This window comes from Microbulbifer variabilis (genome assembly GCF_056232115.1).
In genome coordinates this window covers 4,900,607-4,923,125 of the sequence record NZ_CP174325.1, presented here as the reverse complement: position 1 = coordinate 4,923,125, position 22,519 = coordinate 4,900,607, and the positions used below count along the sequence as shown (strand labels likewise).

Below are 22,519 nucleotides of genomic sequence, written 5' to 3'. Positions count from 1 at the left end.
TGCCGATGAATTGCGGCAGGGTGCAAGATATGAATCAATCGCCTCTGCCTATGTGGGTAAGTAACAGAGTGAACTTATGGATGTTTTGCTGATTATTGATATGCAGGAAGCTTCCTTTGCGGAGCGTAATCAGTTTGATGTAGACGGTACCATAGCCCGCATAAACAGGCTCGCTGCCTGGGTTAGGGAGCGAGATGGAAGTGTAATATTTATACAGCATGATGGGCTTGAAGAAGAGGGACTCCTGCCCGGATCTACGGGCTGGGCACTGCTGGATGATCTGATAAAAAGTGAAAGTGATCTTGTAATTAGAAAAAAAACCAATGATGCTTTTTATCAGACAGATCTAAAGCACACCTTGGAAAAGCTTAATGTAAATCGTCTGATTGTCAGCGGATGGGCGACGGACTTTTGTGTAGATACCACTATTAGGTCTGCTGTGAGCCATAAGATCAATATCTTAGTAGCTTCTGATTGTCATACCTTGAAAGATCGTCCACACCTTAAGGCACAAACTGTAATAGCCCACCATAACTGGATATGGAGTGAGCTGATTACCGACGACACAACTATTCGGGTGGAACTGCTGGAGGAAATTCTGCAATAATTTTCCCTCTATAACTGTTTGCTTATATTAAGGTTTTTTACCGAATTATCAGCTTTTGAAAGAAGTTCAAGGAATTGCCAGGATTTAATTTGGTTTTTTATTATACCAATTAGTCGACTCGATATATTGCTAAGTAATTGTCAGGCCGATTAGAGAGGAAATTTTTATGAATGTGTACTAGTTGTGTATTGGATTTCTAGTCGCATTATCGCTTTTCCTTAGGACTCTTGTCGCTATAGGGCATAGTAAGTAAAAGATGGGGCATTCCTTTGAGCTGGATAACACTTTACATAATTGGGTGAGAGCCCATGCCAATACGGTCGAATATGCGTCTTTCTTAATGATTCTTATTTATCTCGTCAGCCTCGGGCAGCTGGCGCCCTAAGTCTGGTGGTTTGTAGTTCTAGTCACAGCCTGCCGTTTTCTTTTCGTTGTTGGAGTTCTACTCCCCCTCTAGCATAGCCAGGCCTAGTCCTATGCGTTTTATTGGCGCTGTGTGAACTTACTTCTTTAGGTTTAAAATTTTTTGCGATATTTGCCCAGCAAGTGTGAGTTAATTCCTTGAACCCCCTTGCTTTTATTATGCATAAAAAGGGCAGGAGTAAATTCAGCCTTCACTATCATTCTATGCCCGTTTACCGCTTTGTCCCGTTATTACCGCGGCACCGATCATATGTGCTAACCGCAGTGCTTCGGGCACGTTGCCATTATCCGTTGCCTGCTCCAGTACCCGGGCAGCGATATCGGGGTTGCAGCCCTGTACCTGGAAATAAAAATTCCTGAGTGAGTGGATTTCGCCGGCTTTTAACAACGTCTCTTTGCGGAGCCGGTAATCGGGGAAGTTTTGAAGGGCGCGATCTATGGCTGCCATATCCGGTAGCTTACGCATAACGGCAATACAAGGGCGATCGATAGTTTTTGAGAGTTCAGGTAAATCAATAATATTAAAACCACCGACAGCAAGGCCATCCGTAAGGATTACGTTTATTTGACTATAAAACTTACTGTTTTTTAACAGTTCAGCAATGACCTGGGTGGCCTCCATACCATCTTTTTTCACTTCTCCCCATAGCATTCCCTCGAAGCGTGTATTGGAACAGACGATGCCGCTAACCTTTACTGGCGTGCCCCGCTCTTTCTTGAAAGGGGCATCGTCAAATCCGATCAGGCGGATCAGCTTGTTCAAGCGCAGTAGTTCTTCCAGGGATTTCATCACTTGAGATTTTGCTATCGGAAAAGGTAGGGGAAGAGTCGCAGCTTTTCTTCTTGATTCAGTGATTCAACCTGAAGAATATTATTTTCAGGAATGCTCTCTGGATTTGGGTAAAGCTCGATCATTTTTTCCAGGTTATCTTCACGCAATAGATGAAGGATAGGAAAAGGGGCCCGGTTAGTGAGATTTTCAGCATCATTCGGATTTGTTCCGGCAAATTGGTAGTCCGGATGGAAGCTGGCCAGCTGATAAGTGCCTACATAGTTGTAGCGTTCCAGTAGCCATTCGGCCTGATCGAGAAATTGATTGTAGTCGGCAAAGTCTTGCAGATGATCGGGAATAATCAGCAGGGTAGTAAGGAGCTCACTCTCTGGTGTACTGTCGAGTCGTTGCAGTTCTGTATGTAAATCGGCCAGCAGGGCCTGGTCGTTTTTGCTTTCACTGGCTATGTAGCGTATCTGGCCTGCGCGCATAGGTTTGCGCGCAAAAGGGCAGAGGTTTAAGCCCACCACCACATCGGTGAGCCATTGCTCCACTACCTGGACAACATCTTGCTTCATTGCCAATTACCACATAAGGTCATCGGGGATCTGGAAATCTGCATAGGGGTCGTCTTCATCTACCGGTGCTGATGTTTCAGCAGGTTTAACGATAATCTCAGTGTTTCGCTCGGCAATCTTGTCGGCGATTATCCTGGGCACCAAATCAAAACGCGCATCCTGGGCGACAATCACCAGGCGACCGGCTATCAGGTGATCGCGTAGTTCATCACTGACGTAGATGGTTTTGATCTTCTTGTCGAAAGTAAAATTGTAAGCCGTTTCTCCAGAGTAGGGCTGGCGGTTTGTTTCCACCAATTGCTTGATCTGGGCTGCGATAGCTTTCTGTTGAGCAGCGGCATCTCGCTCGGCATTCAGGGCGCGATCTCGAGCAGCTTTCTCTGCGAGAGTCTTTTGTGCGGCCAGCTTGGTTTCATCTATCTGGGGCTGCGCAGACTTCTTAGCAACTTTCTGCTGTTTGCGCTTTTCCTTGCTAACTTGTTTGGCTTTCTTCTTGTCAACAAGTCCTGCTTGCAGGAGTTGGTCTTGCAATGAGGCCATAGTGTGCTTCCCAAAAGTTACATTGGAATTGGTGTCGCAATAGGCGACTATTCGGTCAAAAAATATTCAGAGGCTTTGCCTGAATGTTGGTGATGAGCATTTTACCTGAAGTTGGCCTTAGCATTGATAAGGAATTTTATTCAGGGTGTCCAAGGTTTGCCTGAGGTTGCAGTGGCAATAATTTCATCTGGCTGTTTGCCATCCGCAAGCATCTGAGCACCGCCGGGGATAACCAGTGCGGAACCAGTGGCAATAGCCACGCGCTTACCGCTGGGCGTATCAATATTGCAGGATGAAACCCTTAATTGCCGGCCTCGGTGAAGTACCTGGGACTCTAAGATCAAATCCCCACTGTTGAGCTTTGCTGGTCGTGCAAAGCGAATATGCATATCTAGAGTGGCGAAGATAGATCCGGCAGGTAGAGTGGAGTAAACAGCTCCGCCCATGGTGAAGTCTGCAGCCCAGGCCAGAAGCCCACCATAAATGGATAAAGTTCCATTAGAGAACCAGGGGGAGGAAGGCATGGTAGAGATACAGCGCCCATTTTCTATCTCGACTGCTCGATAACCAGTAAGTAACCAAACTGGATGCATTCGCCCTTCATTGATCGTCAACCGCTGAAGTTCAATGGGCACTTGTTCTGGAAAGTGTGCCATATCACAAAAGAATGTTTCAGGAGGAGGGCGTAAATAAGGATCAGGTGGCTCGGTGGGCCCTAAGTCTGGTAGAGGAAGCTCTTGATCTGGGCTGACTGGAAAGTCTGCTATTAAGCAGCGGGTACTCCCATAAGCGAGAGTCCTGCCATTTTGGTCGTTGATCTGCAGGCTGGAGAGGCCAACCTGGCTACCGGAGTGAATCGTCGTTGCCCGGCCGACAATGTTCTGAGTACTAGTGGTAATTGGCCGGATAAAGCACATGTTCAGTTCAGAAGTGCTCAGTACTTTACCTGCGGGTAGGGTAGTCCAGATAGCGGAAGCCAGGGGAGCATCAGCGAACATTGCATAGATACCGCCCCAGTAAATGCCGGTACCATCAGCTAACCAAGGTGTAATAGGCATGGAATAGGTAGCTTTTCCAAGCCCTGCCTCAATAGGTTGCATTCCAGTTAAGCGCCAAAAGGGAGGTCCTGGCAGGCTACCGCGAATATATTGCTTGAATGTCTGCAATCCAGGTTGCTGAAGTGCTCGCAGGTCACAAATGGCGCCGCGATGAACTTCGTCGGTGATATTGGTCATCCCCGCCTCCAGTTGCATCTATAGCAAGGTTAATGTGCGGGGGTGGGGGATACGAGATATTGTGTAGTGGATAGGTAGCGGCAAGAATGCCACTACCGAAAACTTATAGAGAGCCTCTATTTTATAGCTAGAGTGGGCAGATCCACCGTAATCGTTGTCTTTTCAATAGGGCGCCCCTCCAAAAATAAGTTTATGGTGTCTTGAACCTCTTCGGAGGCCATAAACAAGTTGTGACCGGCATTTTTTACGGTTACTAAGGTTGTATTTGAAAGACCTGAAACGGCTTCGTGTTGGCTTTCAATATAAGTTCTGCCATCTAGCGTACCGCTGAATAATAATACGGGCACATCACTTTGTGGGTTTGCCCGGAAGCGATTTCCCAAGTCCAGCTCTGGCGCCAAGCCGTCATAATGGTATGAAAAGTTTAAGTAGTCCCCCAGCAGGCTAGCTTTAGCTTGTTCGGCCACCTTGGCTTTGCGTCCTTTATCGATACCGGATGCAATATCCATAGCAGTGGGCATCGGTCTGAGGGTAATGGGAGCTCCAGGCTGTAGGAACCCATCAGGAAAATAACGGGAAGGAGCTTTGTCGAAGGCCGGTACCTCTCTCAAGTCTATTGCACGATAAAAAGCGAGCAGTTGGGCTGCACTTTTGGGGTCTGCAATAAATGCAGAGGCTATTTGTTGCATATCTCTGCGTTGTAATAGGGTATCCAGCTTACTCCCATCCCTTTGCGGAAGCTGAATTTTTAGAGGTTGCTTTTCCAGCTTTGCATGGATGCGATGTATCAAGCCTTTAATATCTGGGTAAATCGCCTTCGCTTCGGGCTGCTGATCGATGGCTTTTTGAAGGCGATCCAGATAGGATTCTGTACGGGAAGGTAGCTTAATCGTTTGGTTTAGCCCCTCAGCACTGGAAAGAATAATCCGATCAATAGACCCCTCTATCTCCTTTAAGGCTGCTAGTGCCAAATGGCTGCCGTAAGAAGTGCCCCACAATACAATTTTCTCTTCTCCCAAATGGTGCCGTAGAGCCTCTAGATCACGAGCACTTTCCAATGTGTTATAGGCTGCGAGATCAACACCTTGATCGCGCCAGAAAGAGAGGCATTCAAGAAGGGCACTTTGATGCAGTTCAACATATTTCGAATCGGAGGTGGATATGAGTGGTGGAACTACCTGATTAGACTGGCAGCTAGGCAGGTCATTGGAATGCCCGGTGCCGCGCTGGTCCAGGGCAATGACATCACCGTATTCCCGCAATGCCATAAACATTTCATAGCGATAGTTGACTGCCATAATTCCGGATCCGCCGGGGCCCCCAGCCAGATAGACAATAGGCGGACCCGCCTTTTTACCTGTCGAAGGGAAGCGGATATACTGAATTGAAAGGTTGCGGCTATCTTTGATAGCGCGATTTTCTGGGACCTTAAAAAAACCTCTGTAACCATCTGCAGTTTTTTTATTCCAGGTAGTCAATGTATAGGGCTTTTCACTATTTATTGCTTTTGCATGCCCGAGAGAGGAGGTCAATAGGAGACCAGCAACTGCTGAACTCCAAAAAAGGGTTAGTCTTTTAAGTCCTTTCATACAAACTTGCCTGCTTGTTAATATGCTTGCTTTGATTGTCTGTGATAGAGAAAGTCAACTCAAGCCAATTAGCTATCCGGTTGTGGAACTTATCATCGGAGCAAGTTCGACTTTTCGTTCTGAAGAGTTATTTGGCATCTTGGAAAGGTTTTTGTTGGCCAGATAGTTCTTCCGAAAAAATGTACAGAAGAAATTATCTACATGGTTATTGAGCAGATTTTCTGGAATTTCAGGTTGTTGTAAAAACTGGCTATAATCTGGTTTATCTGTGATTTCTTTTATTGGCAAATCCATTGCTGGAAGTTCCTTTGGGTGATAACTGTGCGGAGTACCAATATTTGTCAATCCAGCATGGCGCCCGGAATAGAGTAGGACCATAGCATCAACGACAAAACCTCCCCAGTCGCATCCGCAAAATCTTGCTTTCTGCAATCCGAAATGGTTCATCATACCTGTAAGGGCATTATTGTGTTCTTTCCCAGCACCTCTGAAGGTAGGCTTGAAGCTGTAATAATGGAGTACATAGTTTAAGGGAGTCTCTCCTTTTTATTATTTTTCCTTGAAAAAATAGAAAACCACTATTTGTTTTTTAAGTGGGTATTTTCAGGTTCAACTCTCCAAGTTTTTTTACTGCGATACGAGGGTTGTGAAAAAGTAAAGAATTTAAAAGTTGTCACTAAAGTCATAGAGGTTATCGAATAAAGTATATAAAGAAAAGAAAATTTTAATTAATGAGCCTAAATTTGTTTGATGTGGGGTGCTTATGTTTGATCTTTTTGTGCCAGTTTGATTGGTTCCAGGGCGTCTATTGGACGGCGATTAGGCAACTAGAGGGCAAAGTATTGGATTTGTTTGAGCTGCCATGCAGAATTCTGACTCTTCTACTGGTTTTTAAAGTGCCCAGTGGGGAATTGTTTTTCTGGTGAGAGGCTTTTTCTATGTTATTAGAATGATGCGGGGGAAAGTCAAGTGGCCTTTGAATAAACTGCAGTAGGCTTTCTTTAGTACCAGTTACAAATTTATGAAGGTTTGCGATGCTAGCTGTGGTGTCGCTCAATGAGTAATCAATGCCTCTCAGGCTAGCTAAACTTGGAAATCTTGTGGCGTGTAATTCTAGAGATTATTCACTTATGAAACATATAGGCGTTCTATTCACCATTTAGTTTATTGAAGGCGTTTATCAATAAGTGTGGTGCAGTTATTCTAAATTTTCTGGAAACCGAATAAGTCAAAATAAATTTAAGAAAAATTTTCCAGAGAGAATTCTTTTAAAGTGTGTTTTTGACCTAGCAGTCTGCATTTTTGATTGGTTTCGTGAATTAATGGTCATAATTTTATAAGTCTCTGAAAGCTTTGTGGTAATTCAAATAAGTTTTTTTGGTGTTCGTCCAGTTTTAATTACCGGCTTAGCGCTAGTCGAGTTAGTGATGAAGCTCTAGGCGGTTGGCACACTTTCAATTGACCAAATACTTGTTTGCCTATGAACAAAAGCTGCCAAAAAGATATGGCTTCATGGGTCGGGGAGTATCGTTTGGGGTTGAGGCGATATTTTTCTTCCAGGGTGAATATTTCTGATGTGGATGACCTGGTGCAAGAAGTTTTTGCGCATCTGCATTTTCAGATGAAGAAATCTAATACGAATATTAGAAATCCAAGGAGTTATATCTACACAATTGCGAAAAATCTTTTGGTAAGCCATGGCCGCTACCAGAAGTCTCGCTGCCGTGCATATCATGAGCCACTTAGTTCTGAGATAGATATTCCAGATGTGATCACACCTGAGCGAACGGTTATAGGGATGCAGGATTGCCGTCGTGTCTGTCAAGCTATCCTGAGATTACCGCCAAGAGCAGGTACAGCATTTAAATTTCATCGCTTTGAAGGTTTAACTTACCAAGATATCGCCGAGCGCATGGGAATCTCCAAGGAGTCAGTGAAAGAACTAATTCAACGTGCATTAGTTCGAATTCGGAAGGTAATGGAAGAGGCCGTTTGACGTTGCCAATTTTGACTAGGCTAAGTGAGACATCTTGAGGGAAATTTCAATAGATTAGTTTTTTAATCTTGGTGTTTAAGGCGTTGTTGATTTATTTGTTGTTTTGTATGGGGGGTTCATTTTTATCAGCTACTATTTTCTAGTTGGAAGTTGGAAGTTGGAAGTTGGAAGTTGGAAGTTGGAAGTTGGAAGTTTATGTCAATTAAAAATATAAGTTTTTGTTGTTCTTGATTTATGTTTGATGTTCTCTGGGCGGGTAATCTTAATCCCCCCTACCGCGAGTGTGTTGCGTCTTTAACTTGGTTAGGCCTGAGATAAGGTGGTGTTTGGCTGACTTAAAAATAATAGAGAAAATAATATAGAGAGACTCAGTATGATGATGAGCCTTCGTAAGAAAGAAAAGTTGATTGCACAAGCGATTCGTACCACTAATCCAGTCAATAATCATACCCCTTGGTATAGCGTTGCGATTGCCTGCATGATAATGACTGCGACGCCATTGACAGCCTTATCCCAGGATGACCAAAGCGAGGATAAAAGTAGTCGAGCAAGGCAGCCTATCGAAGAAGTTACCGTAACAGCACAAAAAATAGAGGAGAGTATTCAGGATGTTCCTATCGCTGTCTCTGCCTTGTCGGGGGACAATATAGATGCCCTGAAGATTGAACGGGGTGAAGAACTACTTCGTGCGGTGCCTAACGTAAACTTTTCCAAATCAAACTTTAGTACCTATAACTTCTCAATTCGTGGCGTTGGTACCAAGGCTGTCTCTGCTGCAACCGATCCGGCGGTGGCGGTGAGCTTCAATAATGCACCACTTATTCGTAACCGGTTGTTCGAGCAGGAGTTTTTTGATGTACAGCGAGTAGAGGTGTTACGAGGACCTCAAGGTACTTTGTATGGCCGAAATGCGACTGCTGGCGTGGTTAATATGTTGCCGGTGATGCCAGAGGATGAATTTGCTTCTGAGATTAAAGTTGAAATAGGTAGCTATAACTCAAAGCGCACAAGTGGCATGTTTAACTTGCCCGTGGGCGATACCATGGCACTGCGGCTTTCAGGTGCTATGACCAAGCGTGATGGCTTTGATACCAATACCTACACTGGGAACGATGTAAATGATAGGGACCTTTATTCCACGCGTGCCATTTTTGAGTGGGAACCCAGTGAAACCTTTAGTGCAAACCTGATCTGGCAGCACTTTGAAGAAGATGACAAACGCTCACGTACTGGCAAGCAGCTATGTACCACCGACCCGGGACCATCGACGATCGGGGATACTGAGCTAACAGAAATTACTTCTATTTTCTTTAGCCAGGGGTGTATGCCGGCATCAATTTACAGTGATGATGCCTATAGCGCGCCGAATGGAAGAGGGTTTGCTTTTGTGTTGGTACCCCAGTTTATCAATTTAGATACTGGATTTCCGATTATCGACTATTACAGTAATCCCTATGGAAATGCAGAGCAATCAAGGGATTTACGTGAGATTGCCACCAGCTATGATCCAGTTTTCCGTGCTGAAAATGATTTAGTGCAGCTGAATTTTGAGTGGGAATTGAGTAATTCACTCACTTTTTTCTCCCAATCAACTTATGCAAAGGATGATTACTACTCTTCTCAAGATTACAATCGTTATGTATCAGACCCAATTTTTAATGATTCTGCTGAATTTGTTCCCACCCCTGGAGGAATTTATACTGATCCACAGTTAGGCCCCTCTGATGGAATATTAGCAGTAGATATTAGCCGCTCCGATAATAAACAATGGAGCCAGGAATTCCGGTTACAGACATCTTTTGATGGGCCCTGGAACTTTTCATTAGGTGCTAACTACCTGGACTTTAAAACCCAGGATGATTATTTTGTATTCAATAATATGTTTAGTTTGATTGCAGAATATTTTTATAACGGTACCAGAGACCCTGATACAGGTTTATTGATTTCTGAAAAATGTATTGATCCAGAGGTCGGTGCGGGTGATATGGATTGTATTTATGTAGATCCAAATTCACTTGAGAATATTGATGAGGAGGGGCACAACTATTTTCTTAGCAGGAACTTAGTGGAAACTCGCTCATGGGCCCTGTTTGGTGAGGCCTATTGGCAGATCACAGAGGATGTAAAACTTACCACAGGTCTGCGCTACACCGATGACCGTAAGCAATCAACTCCTGTACCTAGCCAGTTACTGTTAGGTACAAGCTTTGATAGTGAAACAGGAGAAATAATATCAGGTCAGCGTTCAGGTGGGCTTGTTCACCGAGGATATCCAGAGGGAGATCAAGTTACTCAGAATTGGCAGGAATATACGGGCCGTGCGGTACTAGATTGGCGAGTAGACACCCCCTTTACTGACGATACCATGTTTTATTTATCTTTTGCTCACGGTTATAAGGGGGGCGGCACTAATCCACCTCGAGCAGAGATTGATCCAACCGTAGTGCAGTATCAACCCCTGGAGGACTCCTTTGAACCGGAGTTTGTTAATGCGATAGAAATCGGCTCCAAGAATGTAATGTTAGATGGAAGTCTGACATTCAATGCCAACGCCTTCTACTATGATTATACAGATTATCAAGTTTCCCAAATTGTTGATCGCATTTCTTTAAATGAGAACTTTGATGCGGAGAGTATGGGGCTTGAGCTTGAGCTGGCGTGGCAGCTTACAGATAGCACCAGAGTTGATATGAATATGGGCTACCTGAAGACTCGTATCGCAGATGGTGAAGAGTCTATTGATGTTATGAATCGCACTCAAGGAAATGAAGATTGGATGTTGGTAAGGCCTAGTATTCAGGTTCCTTCAAACTGTATTGCACCAGTGGATTTGGTTGAAACAGTTGCCGCTACCGGCAATGTGCTTGCCATTTGGTCACTCTGTGCAGGCTCTGCTCTATACGGTTCATTTACGCCAGAGATAGAGGGCTTTGCGCGCTGGGACTTGCTTTATGGTGTAGATCCTTATAATCCACTCACTGATGCTCCAAATGGAGGACGGGGCTTTGCTGCTGATCTGAGTGGTAACGAGCTACCTAATGCTCCGCGGTTTACTGTGAATTTTGGTGTCGAACATACTATTCCTATTGAGGACTGGGATCTGACGTTGCGGGCGGATTACTATCGCCAATCTGAGAGCTATGCACGTGTTTATAATACAGAATATGATCGTTTGAAGGCATGGAGCAACCTTAATGCTTCTGTGAGCTTGAACAACCCGAATTCTGAACTGTATATGCAGCTCTATGTGAAAAATATATTTGACGATGCGCCGATTACAGATATGTTTACAAATAGCGATGATTCAGGTCTTACTACAAATGTATTTACTTTAGAGCCTCGTATTGTTGGGTTTAGTGTCAGTAAAGGCTTTTAATACTTTTACTTTTTAAACCCGGTATCGGAGGCCTGCTGATTAGAGTAGTCACAGTAAGTTAGAATGCGGTATTTCATCTCTTACTTACTGTGGCTTTTCCTTTGTCTTCTTCTGATAGATTGCTAATTTACTATATATCTAAATTAAATTAATTTTTAGATTAATAGAGCTGACATTTATTCTCTTTCAAGATTAGGTTGGTTGTAGGGAAAAGCTTCTCTAGCGTATTCTACTATGAAGGTACTGTAATTGCAGGGCCTGATTTCCTTTTGAGGGATTAATGTTGCATAACATTATAAGAGGATTTGAATAGTAGTATTTTATATAAAGGTAAAGGTAAAGGTAAAGGTAAAGGTAAAGGTAATAAGAAAATGCTTTGAAATGAAATTCATTAGTTGTTTATAAAAAATACCGCTAGCGGTTGCCGGCGGTATTTTAAATTGGCTACCTCGAGGGTTTTTTAGGGTACAGTGAATGAGGATTGTGGGTTGGTTGATACAACGCCATTAATTACACAGGCACTACCTGAACCTACACTCGGAATTTGAGCATTATTAAAGGTGATCCTTCCTGTTGATTGATCGAAAGAACCTGTTAAGTCCCCGGCGCAGTTACCAGTTACGGCGGCAACAGCAACATTCTTTAAGGTTACTGTATTGTTTGCGTTTCCTATCAGGTCATAGGGAAGATTATTGAAGGAGACACTGTTGCACATATTGAGGAATCCGCCCGATAGCGCAAGACTGCCTACTGAAGCATCTGCACCGGTGGAATTTACACTGCCTGAAAGTGTGCAGTTAAGAGAAATTCCTTTTTTAACCGTTAGGGTGCCAACATTTGCCAAGGCGATAGCGCCCGGAGGGGACCAGGTTTCGGCGTTGGCTAGACTGGTAACCCCAAGGGAAACGAGACAGATAGAAGCAGCGGTAAGGATCTTTTTCATAATAATAATATTCCTAGTAGCTTTGTAAGTTACGGCAGGCGTAGTGTCAATACTTGGGTATTTATAATCCGCCGCCTTTTAATAAGCGCATCATCGCTTGGAGGTGATTCCACTTATAGCCTAGAAAAACTGAATAGGATTTAAGTATCAACACCATCCATCCTTAAAGACGAACAGGGACGATTATTGGGGGGAGGGATAATTCAAATAGACGCGATTTTATCGGTAAAGAACATTCTTTATCCTCAAATTTAGTTGATTATAGTCAGAATATTTTATATTAAGATTTCTGTACCTAATAAGCCTCTACCACAGTGGGATTTGGTTATCCTCAATATTGGATCTGTTGAGCGATAATGATTTCCATTTTAAACATTTTGGAGTTTATATTTTTTATACGATGAGTTCATACTTCCTGGAAAATTAAAAGATGTAGCCTGGGGGATCGAAGGGATGCATGAAGGCTGAATGTTGGCGAACTGCCAAAAGTGGTCTGAAGTGACTATGATAGTACATCCTGCATGTTCAAATTTATTTAAAAATAAGTTGGGATATAAATTTTTACGGTTTTCTGTGGTGCGGTTAATAAAAGTCGTGAATTATTTAAGATAATACCACTCTTTGTTTTGAGGATTTAATTGAACTTGGTAATGGGGACTCTAACATTTTTAGAAACTTCCTTCCGGTGGATTGGTTGGAGTTACCTATCAGATCTCCGACAGTGTGCCTCAACGAAAAGTTAAAACTGGCATAGCCAGATCTTCTGGTTGTCATCTCTCTTATAAATGGAATCTACTTCCTGCCGCTATGTGAAAGCTGTCTTCTGGATCTGATTTCTAAGGTTATATCAGCCATTTGTAATGGTTAACAGAATGACTGTTCCTGGAGAATGTGGACAGGGAAGAAGGCTATTGTACTTGCCTGTGATCAGGGCCCTGGCGCTAAAAGATATACCGGGCTGGTCCAACCTAAGCCCCTAGTAAAGTACCCACTCCATGCTGAGTTTTTGTCAGTGAGCAATATTTTGTTGGTTATTCTTTGTACGCATGGGTGATGTTGTTGGATTTTTGCTCTCCCGGCCTCGTATGCATATTGCTATACTCCGCGCCCCTGAAAGACCCCTATCTTAGTACGGAGAACTTGATGTCTGACTCACAGTGCGATATTGGCTTTATCGGCGCCGGTGTGATGGGTAAGAACCTGATCCTGAACCTGGCCGACAATGGCTACAAGGTTTGTGCTTTCGACCTGGATCACAATCGGCTCAACGCACTGCTGGAGCAGGACAAGAAAGAGCGCGGTGATCAGCCTGCACGGGTGGAGACCTGCAATTCGTACACCGAGCTGTTGGCAAAAGTAAAGGCGCCGCACCTGATTATTCTGTCTGTGCCAGCGGGTGCACCAGTAGATGATGTTTGCTGCAAGCTACTGGATGCAGGGCTTAAAGCAGACGATATCGTGGTGGATACCGGTAACAGCTTGTGGACTGACTCCGTTGAGCGCGCCAAGCGATATGAAGGTAAGCTGATCTTTTTTACCACGGCAGTATCCGGAGGCGAGGTTGGTGCCCGTTTTGGCCCCTCTTTGATGCCTAGTGGTGACCGTTATGCCTGGAGCCGTATAGAGCCGGTTTGGCACTCCATTGCAGCCAAGGTCGATAAGGCCAGTGGCCAACCTATCGAGCGCTTTGAGCCAGGCAATCCTGTGCGTGAGGGAGAGCCCTGTGCGGCCTATATTGGTCCCATTGGTTCCGGTCACTATGTAAAGATGGTGCACAATGGTATCGAATACGCTGATATGCAGATGATCTGTGAGGCCTACCATGTGATGCGCAGTGCCCTGGAGATGTCACCAGCCGAGATTGCTGAAGTGTTTCGAGAATGGAATCGCGGCCCACTGAACAGCTACCTGATCAATATCAGTGCGGAAGTTCTATCCACCCTGGATTCTGTCACCGAGCAGCCGCTGGTTGATGTGATTCTGGATCGAGCCGGCCAGAAGGGAACAGGGCTGTGGACGGCAATCAGCAGTTTGGAGGTGGGATGTCCGGCACCGAGTATTGCCGAAGCAGTTTATGCTCGTTCCCTGTCTACGCGTAAGACCCTGCGCTCTCGTGCTGCTCAGAAACTAAAGGGGCCGTCAGTATCCCCGGTAGCGGTGGAGCAGCGTGATGAGGTAATCCAGGAGCTGCACGATGCCCTGTACTGCGCGAAAATTTGTGTATACGCCCAAGGCTTTGACCTGATGAAGCTGGCTGCGCGAGAGCAGGGCTGGCAGCTGAATTTTTCTGAGATTGCGCGTATTTGGCGGGCTGGCTGTATTATCCGTGCAGTATTTCTTCAGTCTATCAGCGATGCTTATGAGCGCGATGCCAAGCTGTCCAATTTGTTATTGGATGACTTCTTTACTCAGCAGATTGCCGAACACCAAAGCAATTGGCGTCAGGCGGTTGCCAGTGCCACGTTGAATGGTATTCCGGTACCGGCACTGTCTTCGGCTTTGAGTTACTACGATGCGTTCCGCACAGAGTCCCTGCCAGCTAATTTGCTACAAGGGCAGAGGGACTTCTTCGGCGCGCATACTTTCTCCCGTGTGGACCAGCCTGAGCAGAGGAAATACCACGTACTCTGGAGTGAGCCAGGTCGCCCTGTTGTAGAGATATGATCTGATAGAGAGTGAGGGGAAGAGCCCACTTATATTCTGAGGGTAGGAGTGGGCTTCACCCGGTGGGCCTCCCGGTGCGAATGGCACCGGGTAAGTACTCAGAACGCTACTTCTTCCACTTCTCGTACCCGCTCATCGACTTCTCCACGTGAGGCTTTGGCTACTATTTCCTCCACGCTGGCAGCCTCCATATTTACTCCGCCAAAAGCGGCAAGCAAGTCCTTGAGCAGAGCTGAGATTTCAAGGGTCATTACGGCAAAATCGGCGTCAAAGCGCAGAGCTGCATTATCTGCATCGGCGCTATCGGCTTTTTCCAGTAATTCATCGTTGAACTTGACGCGTTTCAGGGAGAGCTGGTCGTCAACCAGGAATTCAACTCCTCCACGCCAGACCAGTCCCAGCTTGTGGACTTGAAGCCCCGCCACCAGGTGGTTGTGTATCTCCTCCGCGCAAAGGTCTTGGTTTTTGCAGCGGATCACACTACCGCTGTCTTTAGGATCTCGAAGCTCACATTCATGGCCAAAATCAAACTGTATTGGCGCTTCAGGTGCGGTGAGCCAGTGGGTCATGGTTTGCTGTGGCAAATTTTTGGCGGAAAGGGGGATTACCGCAAGGCTGCTGATCGCTTCGCGGAGGTTTTCCAGCAATTCCTCTGCGGCAGATGCTGAGGAGGCATCTACTACGACCAAACCATCGTGGGGCGCGATATAGGCGTAGTGTAGGCGCGAGCGAGCAAAGGCTTTAGGCCGCATTTCAAGCAACACTTCATCCTTCAGGTTTTGTCGCTCTTTGCGACCAACCTGGCGGGCCTCTTTTGCGGAGATAGCTTGGGCTAGCTCTTCGACTTTTTCATTGACGACTGCCGCGGGCAGAACCTTTTCCTGTTTTTTGGCACAGACCATTAAGTAGCCATTGGTGGAGTGGACCAACTGGTTACCGTGGCGTCCAAGGGGGGGGACCCAGCCATAGCGAGAGGAGTCCTGGCTGCCACAGGGTATAAATGCCTGTGGCTCCAGCAGTTCGTTGAATTTTTCAGCATCCAGGCTGAATTCTTTGGTTAAGCGATAGACACGAAGGTTTTTAAACCACATACATCAGGCCATTTGTATTTAGTTACGAGTGCGGCCGACAATTATGCGGAAACTGGGGCGGGGCAGCTAGTGAGCTGTTTCCAAATGCCAGATTGGAGACGATTGCACCAAGTTCTATTGCTGAACTGACTGGGGCCAGCCATAGTGGCCCCGAAGCAGAAAAGGCTATTTCTTCACTAAGTTATCTATGGCTGGACCGGCGTCCCTGGAAAAATCTGTGGGAGTGAAACCCAGCAACTGTAATGCTGTGGCGGCAATCTGATTCTGGTACAGAGTGGGGCCCCCTGATACTTCACCATGTGCTTTGATATCCGGGCCCAGTGCTGCAATCCAGATTTCATCTGATCCGGGCATGCCATTTTTGTGTGGGTGGTCTTCCTTGCCAAAATATTGAGTCAGTGCCGGGCCGCTGGCGTGGTGTGGCCAGGCTTCGGCAATGTTACCGCGGCCATGGTCCACGGTTATTATCAAATTAGTATTGTTTCGGTAGCCTTCGATAGATTGCAGGGTACTCCATAGGTCTGCGAGAATTACATCACTGCGATGGGCGGAATCGAGGTATTGGTGGTACTGTTCATCGTGGGCGAAATCATCGGTCTCACCCAGGGCTATATAGAGCATCTTTGGCTTATTATGGATTAAATATTCTTTGGCGAGCCCATAGGTGAAGGCGTCCGGGCGTACATCCTGCCAGAAAACTGGCAGCTGGCCTTGCAGTTCATTCAGAAATTGAGCACGCTGGGATATTCCAGGCCAGTTGGCGGGTTCCAATCCTGCATTGACAAAAACACCGCTTCGATCCCGGTTGATAATAGCTGAGAATACGCCCCAGCTACCAAAAACAGCTACACTTTTTTCAAACTCTGGTTTGTTATTTAACCATTCCAGGAAAGTGATATTGTCATTGGGTAGTGGATCATTGCTGTTAATTTTTGGATCGGCGCGCCCGGTGAGGATTTCATTGTAGCCTGGGTAGGAAAACCACCAGCCGTTAGTGATATTGGCAAAAGATTCCTTTTCACGGTTACCGGCCAGAAATCCGCCTTTTTCTATTTTATTCCAGATAAAAGGAAAAAGTTTTTCTCGCTTTACCTTTGCTGATTCGCCTCCAAATTGCTTGATCAATTGATCTTTATTCTCCGTAAACTTTTCGTGATTCAATATTTCCTGGTCGTAACCGGAAAAAACTTCCTGCCAGCGCAAGCCATCAATAGTTACCAGCACCAGATTATCGGCAGCCTTAGAGTGGGCGCAAAGTGTTATAGCCAGTATTGCCGAGAGAAGGGCCTTCATAGAGTGTATCCTCTGTGGGCGTTGCCCAGTGTTATTATTTGTTATATCGCGCTATATCTCTTTATGATTTGAGCGACGCCAAATTTTACCGAAAAAACACGGTAAGAAAAAACTACAAGCTTATTCATATTTATTTTGCGAAAGGGCAACTGTTTAGGTGAGCCAATTTAAGCATCCAAGCAGCGCTCATTGGGAGCTGTCTGGATGCTTATGGAAAGGTACTTAGAAATCCAGGATAACTGATGGTGATATTGTGCACGGAGCGCCCACCCAGGCACCGCCTGAAACTACACTACCCAGGTTGTCTTCATCAAACGGGTTAGGGGGAAGCGAGCTTAGTATTCTGATTAGAGGCTCAATAAATATTCCGTTCTTAGGGAGTCAAAATTAGGGATAGGCTCTGATAGGGCACAAAACATGAGAAAATGGGTTATACATTGATGAATTGGAAGCCCCGGAGCTTTACGATAAAGTTTCGGGGCGTGAGATGGAAAAATTTATTTAGGGTCAAGAGGCAATTTTCAATGAAATTCCAGTGCAGGCCTCTATTGCTGACCAAATAATACCGACAACCGCATTCCAAACCTTTTCAATAGTGACTGCGAGAAGTCCACGTAAAGTTTTGGCAAAGTTTAGGGCCATATCTTCCAGAGAGTCTAGAAAGTAGTCTCTGAGGTCATCATCAATTTCCTCGGCCAAAATTGCGTTGGCGATGAGCTTTGCTTGCAGCGCCAGCGCAGCCAGTTGGCGTTCTGAAAAACCGCGAATCTCGGTGATATCGTGATTGATAACTGTGGAAGCTGCATCTTTGATATTGGAAATCAGCTGGTTAACGTCAAGTGACATGTCTAATTCCTCAGCGGTTTAGAAAAGATTCATAGGTCAGGGCCTGGTCCATGGAGATTACAACTTCATTTTTGAAGAGAGCAACAGCAGTAGCACGCAGTCCCTTATCTTCATCTTCCTTTCGCATTCGATTTAGACTGCTGGAAATTTTTTCAAGGGAAGCAACACTTGGTGGTGCAGATTCAAAACTAATATTGCTATCTGTAGAGTCAAGGTAATTGTTGATTTTTCTCAAAGTAACCTTGCCGGGGACAGGTCGGGTATTTGATTGCATGGCCAGCGCATCAATTTTACCAATTAAGGAGTGATAGTTTTGGCTTCTCTCGCTATAGGAGCCTTTGTTGGTGCCATGGGAAACCGAGGAAAAGAATTGCATCAATTCAGCATTGACTTCGGTTAGGCCTGAATAAAGCTCCGCATCATACCTGGGAGCAAGCTGGGTACAGCTACTGACAAGAATCGCCAGAAATAAGCACAGAGTCGATGCTCTTTTCATTGGCTGGTTGGCTGACATCTTTACTCTCCTTGCTGTAAGTGTATTGTTGGTGACTGTTGTGTTCTGGAAATTTCTTACCGGCACGAGCAGTGCGCTTTGTTATTGGTTCAGGCTGGCTCTATGGCTATTTTTTCGCTAGGGCTAACGATACTATTTTGTCGCTCGTAATAAGATAGCAGTAGCCTCACGGCCTCCTGATTGTCAAAGTAACGAGAGTGTACCCTGGCAGCCAGCTTGTCTGGGAAAGTGCCATATGAGCCAATAATACGCTCATAGCAATGATGGGCATCTGGTACTGCCGATCCGCTGGCAAACCAATCTGAGTGAGACTTGATATCAATCCACTCAATTAAGTCTTTGCGCTGGGACAGTTCAAGTACTTCATTCTGCAGCCAGGGTGCTTGCTTACCTAATACCTCAATTAGGGAGCCCATTGTGAGTATGCGAACAGGGACTCCAATGGGGGGAAGGTCAGCAAACAGGTCAACAGTGACAACACTACCGAAGCTGTGTCCGACAATGGTCACCGACTGGTATTTTTCTTGTGCAAGGCTGCTTTCCAATTGTTCACGTACTCGTCGGATTATTTCAAAACGTACCGCAGGTTTGCCCCTGGCCGCAGGTTCATTGGTGAGGTAGCGCTTACAAAAATCAGAGATGTCTACTAATAGGGAGACCGGCATTAATGCCACTATTGCCGTGGCTACAGCCCATATTCGCCAGCCACCAATGTACTCCACGGAGCGCTTCAACTTTTCCACCAGGAAGAAGAAAGGGTTGTCTGTGGCTGGCTCTATGGCCTCAACAAATAAAATAATGGTACCTAGGTACCAGACAATAAAAGCAAGAGCCGATAGCGTCAGGCCAAAAGTTAAGTATTTACGTCTAAGTACCCCTTTCCAGATGTGAAGATTGGCAAGCCAGAACCAGATCAATGAGAATCCTCTGGCAAGCCGAGTTTTCAATGTTTGCTGAGTAATACTGGGAACCAAGTCGTTCCAGTATGCCTCCACAAGATCCAGCTCCTGGGGCTGTCCGCTCGAAGCTACTCGTAAGCGGTGGACTCCAGGGGGAATAGAGGGATCTGCAATGGGAGTGAGCGGCATGCGCTCGCTTGCTGCGATAAGTCCTTCGGTGAATTCGGACAGCTGAGCAGTGCTGGTGACCCTCGTTAAGCCGGGAACCAGCAAAATCAGGCTTCTATTCATGATGCTTCCAAATGATCGGTAACGGTAGCGTGAGCACTCCAAATTGATCGAAGGCCAATAGCCAACTAAACTTTTGTTGTTCGGTGCTGCTTTGAGAAACGAACTTCCTTATCTTTAGGTGTATGCTGGCAGAAAGTCAGCAATGGCACATTCCAGTGCCGAAAATTTGTTCTATAAACGGGCTCACCCAGTGATCGTGATTAAGGTGGCAGGAGCTTGGAACCCAATGAATGAGTCTTGTCCGATTTATATGTGATAGGGCAGGAGAAGTAAACAGGAAATTTTCAGGAAAGTATCGGGTAATCCAGAAGGTTCTAAGAAATCTGAAAGTCTGTTCGGCATGAGGGCAACCGCTTCACAAATCGGGCCCAAGTGAGGGAATCGACAAAGGCCCATAAAATTTACTCAGCAAGCTCGGTTTTCAGTTCAACTAGGACAAACTCATTGCCATATAAATCTTCAAAGTGTGCAAATTCTGCACCAGCTTCAGATCTGTGGGGCTTAGTAAACTGAACACCGTTATCCACTAGGCGTTCATATTCACTCTGAAAGTTATCCGTATAAATGACGGCGCATGGTTGCCCGGCAGTTTGTTTTCCGACGCTCTTCTCCTGATTTTCTGAGGAAGCTTGAAGTAGCCAGATTCCTACATCTTTCTGTTTTGGTAAGCGGACATGGACGAACCGAAGGGGAGGCGCTTCTGAGTCGACAAATACTTCAAAGCCCAGCTTATCTCTATAAAACCTGATTGCCTCTTCGTACTCCCTGACCAAAATTACCAGTCTACCAATGGAGTTCATGCTCTCCCCCTATTACATTTGGATCGGCGTGAGTTTTCTTTCCTACATAGTGTAATCCTTTTCAGTAACGGGGAATTTTACTTAAAAAGAATGGGGTGTGAATCCGTTTGGTTGGAAAGCACGCCAGAAATAGGAGGTTAAATAGAGTTTTCGTTAGATTTGAGGTTATACATCTCAATTTCTACATGCTGAATACCTCATATGCGCTAAAACTATTCTACATATATTTTCACTTTTATTGTGTTTGAGTCTGTTAGATAAAGTGAACTTTTTAGATGAAGGGTGAATTATTGAACACCTAAAGCAAGCGGAGAATATCTGTGAGATTGCATAATTTAAATGAAGCCAAGCCCTTGTTTTACTGGGTTGCTTCAATCCTCTTTTTTTCCCTCTTACTAGTTGTTGCATCTTCACAAGCTTGCACGCGGATATTATATGGAACTGGTACAGGGAACTATATCACCGGAAGAAGCATGGACTGGAGTGATATTAAAGCTGCTATGGATTTCTGGGCATTTCCAAAGGGGATGCAACGCAACGGAGGGGTTGGTAGAGGCTCTATTGAGTGGACATCCAATTATGGTTCTGTTGTGATCAGTATCTATGAGTCTGCGACTTCAGATGGGATCAATGAAGCTGGTTTAGTGGGAAATCTTCTATATCTGGCTGAAGCGGATTACGGTAATCCGGAAGCACGGGGTAAGCCAACAATTTCGGTTGGGGCCTGGTTACAATATTTTCTGGATAACTTTCGTACAGTTAGTGAAGCGGTAAATGCGATGAAGCGAGAGCCTTTCACCGTGGTTGGTACAGATCTGCCCAATGGCAGGCCGGCTACCGCACATATTGCTCTTTCTGATCCATCTGGTGATTCTGCAATATTTGAATATATAAAAGGGGAATTGCAGGTTCATCATGGGAAACAATACACGGTAATGACAAACTCGCCAATTTATGGACAACAACTAGCTATCAATACCTATTGGGACCTTATTGGTGGCCAGAATTTTCTGCCTGGTACTATTAGTGCAGCTGACAGGTTTGTGCGAGCTAGCTATGCCTTGGAGTCATCCCCGAAATACAATGCGCGTAGGGATGCATTAGCTTCCGTGTTCTCACAAATACGCGCTGTTAGCGTTCCTCTGGGAATGAGTAATCCAGAGAAGCCTAATATCGCCTCGACACTGTGGCGTTCAGTGATAGACCAGTCTGCCAAACGCTACTATTTTGAATCGGTTATCAATCCCTCAGTCATTTGGGTAGATCTTGATAAGTTAAACCTTAGTCTCGGTGCTCAAGTAATGAGTATGAAACTGGATGTTCCTGAGAATCTTGGGGGAGAGGTTGTTTCTGAATTTAAGCCGGCGAGTCCTTTCAAATTTCTTGCACCAAAATAAGACCTACAATTCATGATGTTAGGAATATCTCTCACTTCACCTCAAAATAGTATCTAGTCAATATAGGGGAAGCGGCTTTTGAAAATGATGATAAAATTGTCTGTTCAAGCGGCGGAATATGCCCTTTTAACAGTTTAATAATAAAAAGTCTCTTATTGATGCAATTTTGCTTGATTAGTAGATGGGATGTATTTGAGAGGGGTGTTGTGAGTGGTGGTATATATCAAACACCACAAGCGGATTTAGTGGTAAGTAAAATCAATTCGAAAAGTGCATCAGAGAGATTGACTCATTCGCGAAGGAATATTGAGAAGGCTGTAGCACTACCTAGAATAAAAGTTGTCTGGGGATTTCGCCTTGCTGGTAATTTTCTATTCTTTACCGCTATTATATTTTTTATCGTTCAGGTATCCACTCTGGAGCTGGATGGTGGTCTGATAGTGCTGGGAGTATTTCTTGGGATGTACATATTGGAAAGCTACGTAATAATTGCTTTCTTTTGTAAGCAAGCTTGGTGTGTAATTCCTATGCATGTGTTTTCAATTTTATCTCTGTTAAGTATTTCATATGGAGCAATGCTTTCAGTAATCCACTTTTTAAATATGGGGAAAATTCAGTTTAATAAAGGTTCTCTTGCAGATTTGAAGTGATGCTGAATATAGGAT

At 45.1% G+C, this 22,519-nt stretch carries 19 protein-coding genes; 6 read left to right on the top strand and 13 right to left on the bottom strand.

Annotated elements, in window-relative coordinates; all coding sequences use genetic code 11:
• Nucleotides 1–76: 76 nt before the first annotated feature.
• Nucleotides 77–607 (top strand): isochorismatase family protein, encoded by a 531-nt coding sequence (locus ACJJI7_RS22170; protein ID WP_020413426.1) that lies wholly within the window; start codon nucleotides 77–79, stop codon nucleotides 605–607.
• A 625-nt stretch (nucleotides 608–1,232) separates the two neighbouring features.
• On the opposite strand, the gene ACJJI7_RS22165 is transcribed toward ACJJI7_RS22170, so the two are convergent.
• From ACJJI7_RS22165 to ACJJI7_RS22140, 6 genes are all read right to left on the bottom strand, one after another.
• The gene (locus ACJJI7_RS22165; RefSeq protein ID WP_282953563.1) at nucleotides 1,233–1,820 is read right to left on the bottom strand and encodes an endonuclease dU; all 588 of its coding nucleotides are present in this window, start codon (nucleotides 1,818–1,820) and stop codon (nucleotides 1,233–1,235) included.
• A 14-nt stretch (nucleotides 1,821–1,834) separates the two neighbouring features.
• Entirely contained in the window at nucleotides 1,835–2,380 is a 546-nt protein-coding gene (locus ACJJI7_RS22160; RefSeq protein ID WP_020413423.1) for a DUF1415 domain-containing protein, read from the bottom strand.
• Nucleotides 2,381–2,386: 6 nt separating this feature from the next.
• Nucleotides 2,387–2,920, bottom strand: a complete 534-nt coding sequence (locus ACJJI7_RS22155; RefSeq protein ID WP_020413422.1) for a DUF2058 domain-containing protein — start codon at nucleotides 2,918–2,920, stop codon at nucleotides 2,387–2,389.
• Between the two features lie 140 nt (nucleotides 2,921–3,060).
• Nucleotides 3,061–4,155 carry a PaaI family thioesterase gene (locus ACJJI7_RS22150; protein ID WP_020413421.1) on the bottom strand — a complete coding sequence of 365 codons (1,095 nt, stop codon included), beginning with the start codon at nucleotides 4,153–4,155 and terminating at the stop codon, nucleotides 3,061–3,063.
• A gap of 116 nt (nucleotides 4,156–4,271) precedes the next feature.
• Nucleotides 4,272–5,744: an alpha/beta hydrolase gene (locus ACJJI7_RS22145; protein ID WP_282952909.1), complete on the bottom strand. Its 1,473-nt coding sequence runs from the start codon at nucleotides 5,742–5,744 to the stop codon at nucleotides 4,272–4,274.
• A 72-nt stretch (nucleotides 5,745–5,816) separates the two neighbouring features.
• The gene (locus ACJJI7_RS22140; RefSeq protein ID WP_444946402.1) at nucleotides 5,817–6,194 is read right to left on the bottom strand and encodes a hypothetical protein; all 378 of its coding nucleotides are present in this window, start codon (nucleotides 6,192–6,194) and stop codon (nucleotides 5,817–5,819) included.
• A gap of 1,030 nt (nucleotides 6,195–7,224) precedes the next feature.
• Here ACJJI7_RS22140 and ACJJI7_RS22135 point away from each other — a divergent pair.
• Both ACJJI7_RS22135 and ACJJI7_RS22130 read left to right on the top strand, forming a co-directional pair.
• Nucleotides 7,225–7,740, top strand: coding sequence for a sigma-70 family RNA polymerase sigma factor (locus tag ACJJI7_RS22135; RefSeq protein WP_083922726.1), 516 nt, complete (start codon nucleotides 7,225–7,227; stop codon nucleotides 7,738–7,740).
• A gap of 373 nt (nucleotides 7,741–8,113) precedes the next feature.
• Nucleotides 8,114–11,116, top strand: a complete 3,003-nt coding sequence (locus ACJJI7_RS22130; protein WP_282952911.1) for a TonB-dependent receptor — start codon at nucleotides 8,114–8,116, stop codon at nucleotides 11,114–11,116.
• Between the two features lie 460 nt (nucleotides 11,117–11,576).
• Here the strand turns inward: ACJJI7_RS22130 and ACJJI7_RS22125 are convergent, their stop codons facing one another.
• Nucleotides 11,577–12,059, bottom strand: coding sequence for a PraA/PraB family alkane oxidation protein activator (locus ACJJI7_RS22125; RefSeq protein ID WP_020413414.1), 483 nt, complete (start codon nucleotides 12,057–12,059; stop codon nucleotides 11,577–11,579).
• Nucleotides 12,060–13,202: 1,143 nt separating this feature from the next.
• Here ACJJI7_RS22125 and gnd point away from each other — a divergent pair.
• Nucleotides 13,203–14,723: an NADP-dependent phosphogluconate dehydrogenase gene (gene gnd, locus ACJJI7_RS22120; RefSeq protein ID WP_020413413.1), complete on the top strand. Its 1,521-nt coding sequence runs from the start codon at nucleotides 13,203–13,205 to the stop codon at nucleotides 14,721–14,723.
• 98 nt (nucleotides 14,724–14,821) lie between these two features.
• On the opposite strand, the gene rdgC is transcribed toward gnd, so the two are convergent.
• The 6 genes from rdgC to ACJJI7_RS22090 all read right to left on the bottom strand — a co-directional run bounded on the left by rdgC (nucleotide 14,822) and on the right by ACJJI7_RS22090 (nucleotide 20,457).
• Nucleotides 14,822–15,814, bottom strand: coding sequence for a recombination-associated protein RdgC (gene rdgC / locus ACJJI7_RS22115; protein WP_353376592.1), 993 nt, complete (start codon nucleotides 15,812–15,814; stop codon nucleotides 14,822–14,824).
• Nucleotides 15,815–15,979: 165 nt separating this feature from the next.
• The gene (locus ACJJI7_RS22110) at nucleotides 15,980–17,107 is read right to left on the bottom strand and encodes an alkaline phosphatase family protein (protein ID WP_444901198.1); all 1,128 of its coding nucleotides are present in this window, start codon (nucleotides 17,105–17,107) and stop codon (nucleotides 15,980–15,982) included.
• Nucleotides 17,108–17,614: 507 nt separating this feature from the next.
• On the bottom strand, nucleotides 17,615–17,953 hold the full coding sequence (locus tag ACJJI7_RS22105) for a hypothetical protein (RefSeq protein ID WP_020413410.1): 339 nt from the start codon (nucleotides 17,951–17,953) through the stop codon (nucleotides 17,615–17,617).
• A gap of 10 nt (nucleotides 17,954–17,963) precedes the next feature.
• Nucleotides 17,964–18,467 (bottom strand): hypothetical protein, encoded by a 504-nt coding sequence (locus ACJJI7_RS22100; RefSeq protein WP_020413409.1) that lies wholly within the window; start codon nucleotides 18,465–18,467, stop codon nucleotides 17,964–17,966.
• An 89-nt stretch (nucleotides 18,468–18,556) separates the two neighbouring features.
• Nucleotides 18,557–19,657 carry an alpha/beta hydrolase family protein gene (locus tag ACJJI7_RS22095; RefSeq protein WP_282952912.1) on the bottom strand — a complete coding sequence of 367 codons (1,101 nt, stop codon included), beginning with the start codon at nucleotides 19,655–19,657 and terminating at the stop codon, nucleotides 18,557–18,559.
• Nucleotides 19,658–20,058: 401 nt separating this feature from the next.
• Nucleotides 20,059–20,457 carry a VOC family protein gene (locus ACJJI7_RS22090; RefSeq protein ID WP_020413407.1) on the bottom strand — a complete coding sequence of 133 codons (399 nt, stop codon included), beginning with the start codon at nucleotides 20,455–20,457 and terminating at the stop codon, nucleotides 20,059–20,061.
• A 320-nt stretch (nucleotides 20,458–20,777) separates the two neighbouring features.
• Here ACJJI7_RS22090 and ACJJI7_RS22085 point away from each other — a divergent pair, with 320 nt between their 5' ends.
• Nucleotides 20,778–21,854, top strand: coding sequence for a bile salt hydrolase (locus ACJJI7_RS22085; RefSeq protein WP_444901199.1), 1,077 nt, complete (start codon nucleotides 20,778–20,780; stop codon nucleotides 21,852–21,854).
• 206 nt (nucleotides 21,855–22,060) lie between these two features.
• Complete coding sequence (locus ACJJI7_RS22080; RefSeq protein WP_444901200.1) at nucleotides 22,061–22,504, top strand: hypothetical protein; 444 nt, start codon at nucleotides 22,061–22,063, stop codon at nucleotides 22,502–22,504.
• Nucleotides 22,505–22,519 lie beyond the last annotated feature (15 nt).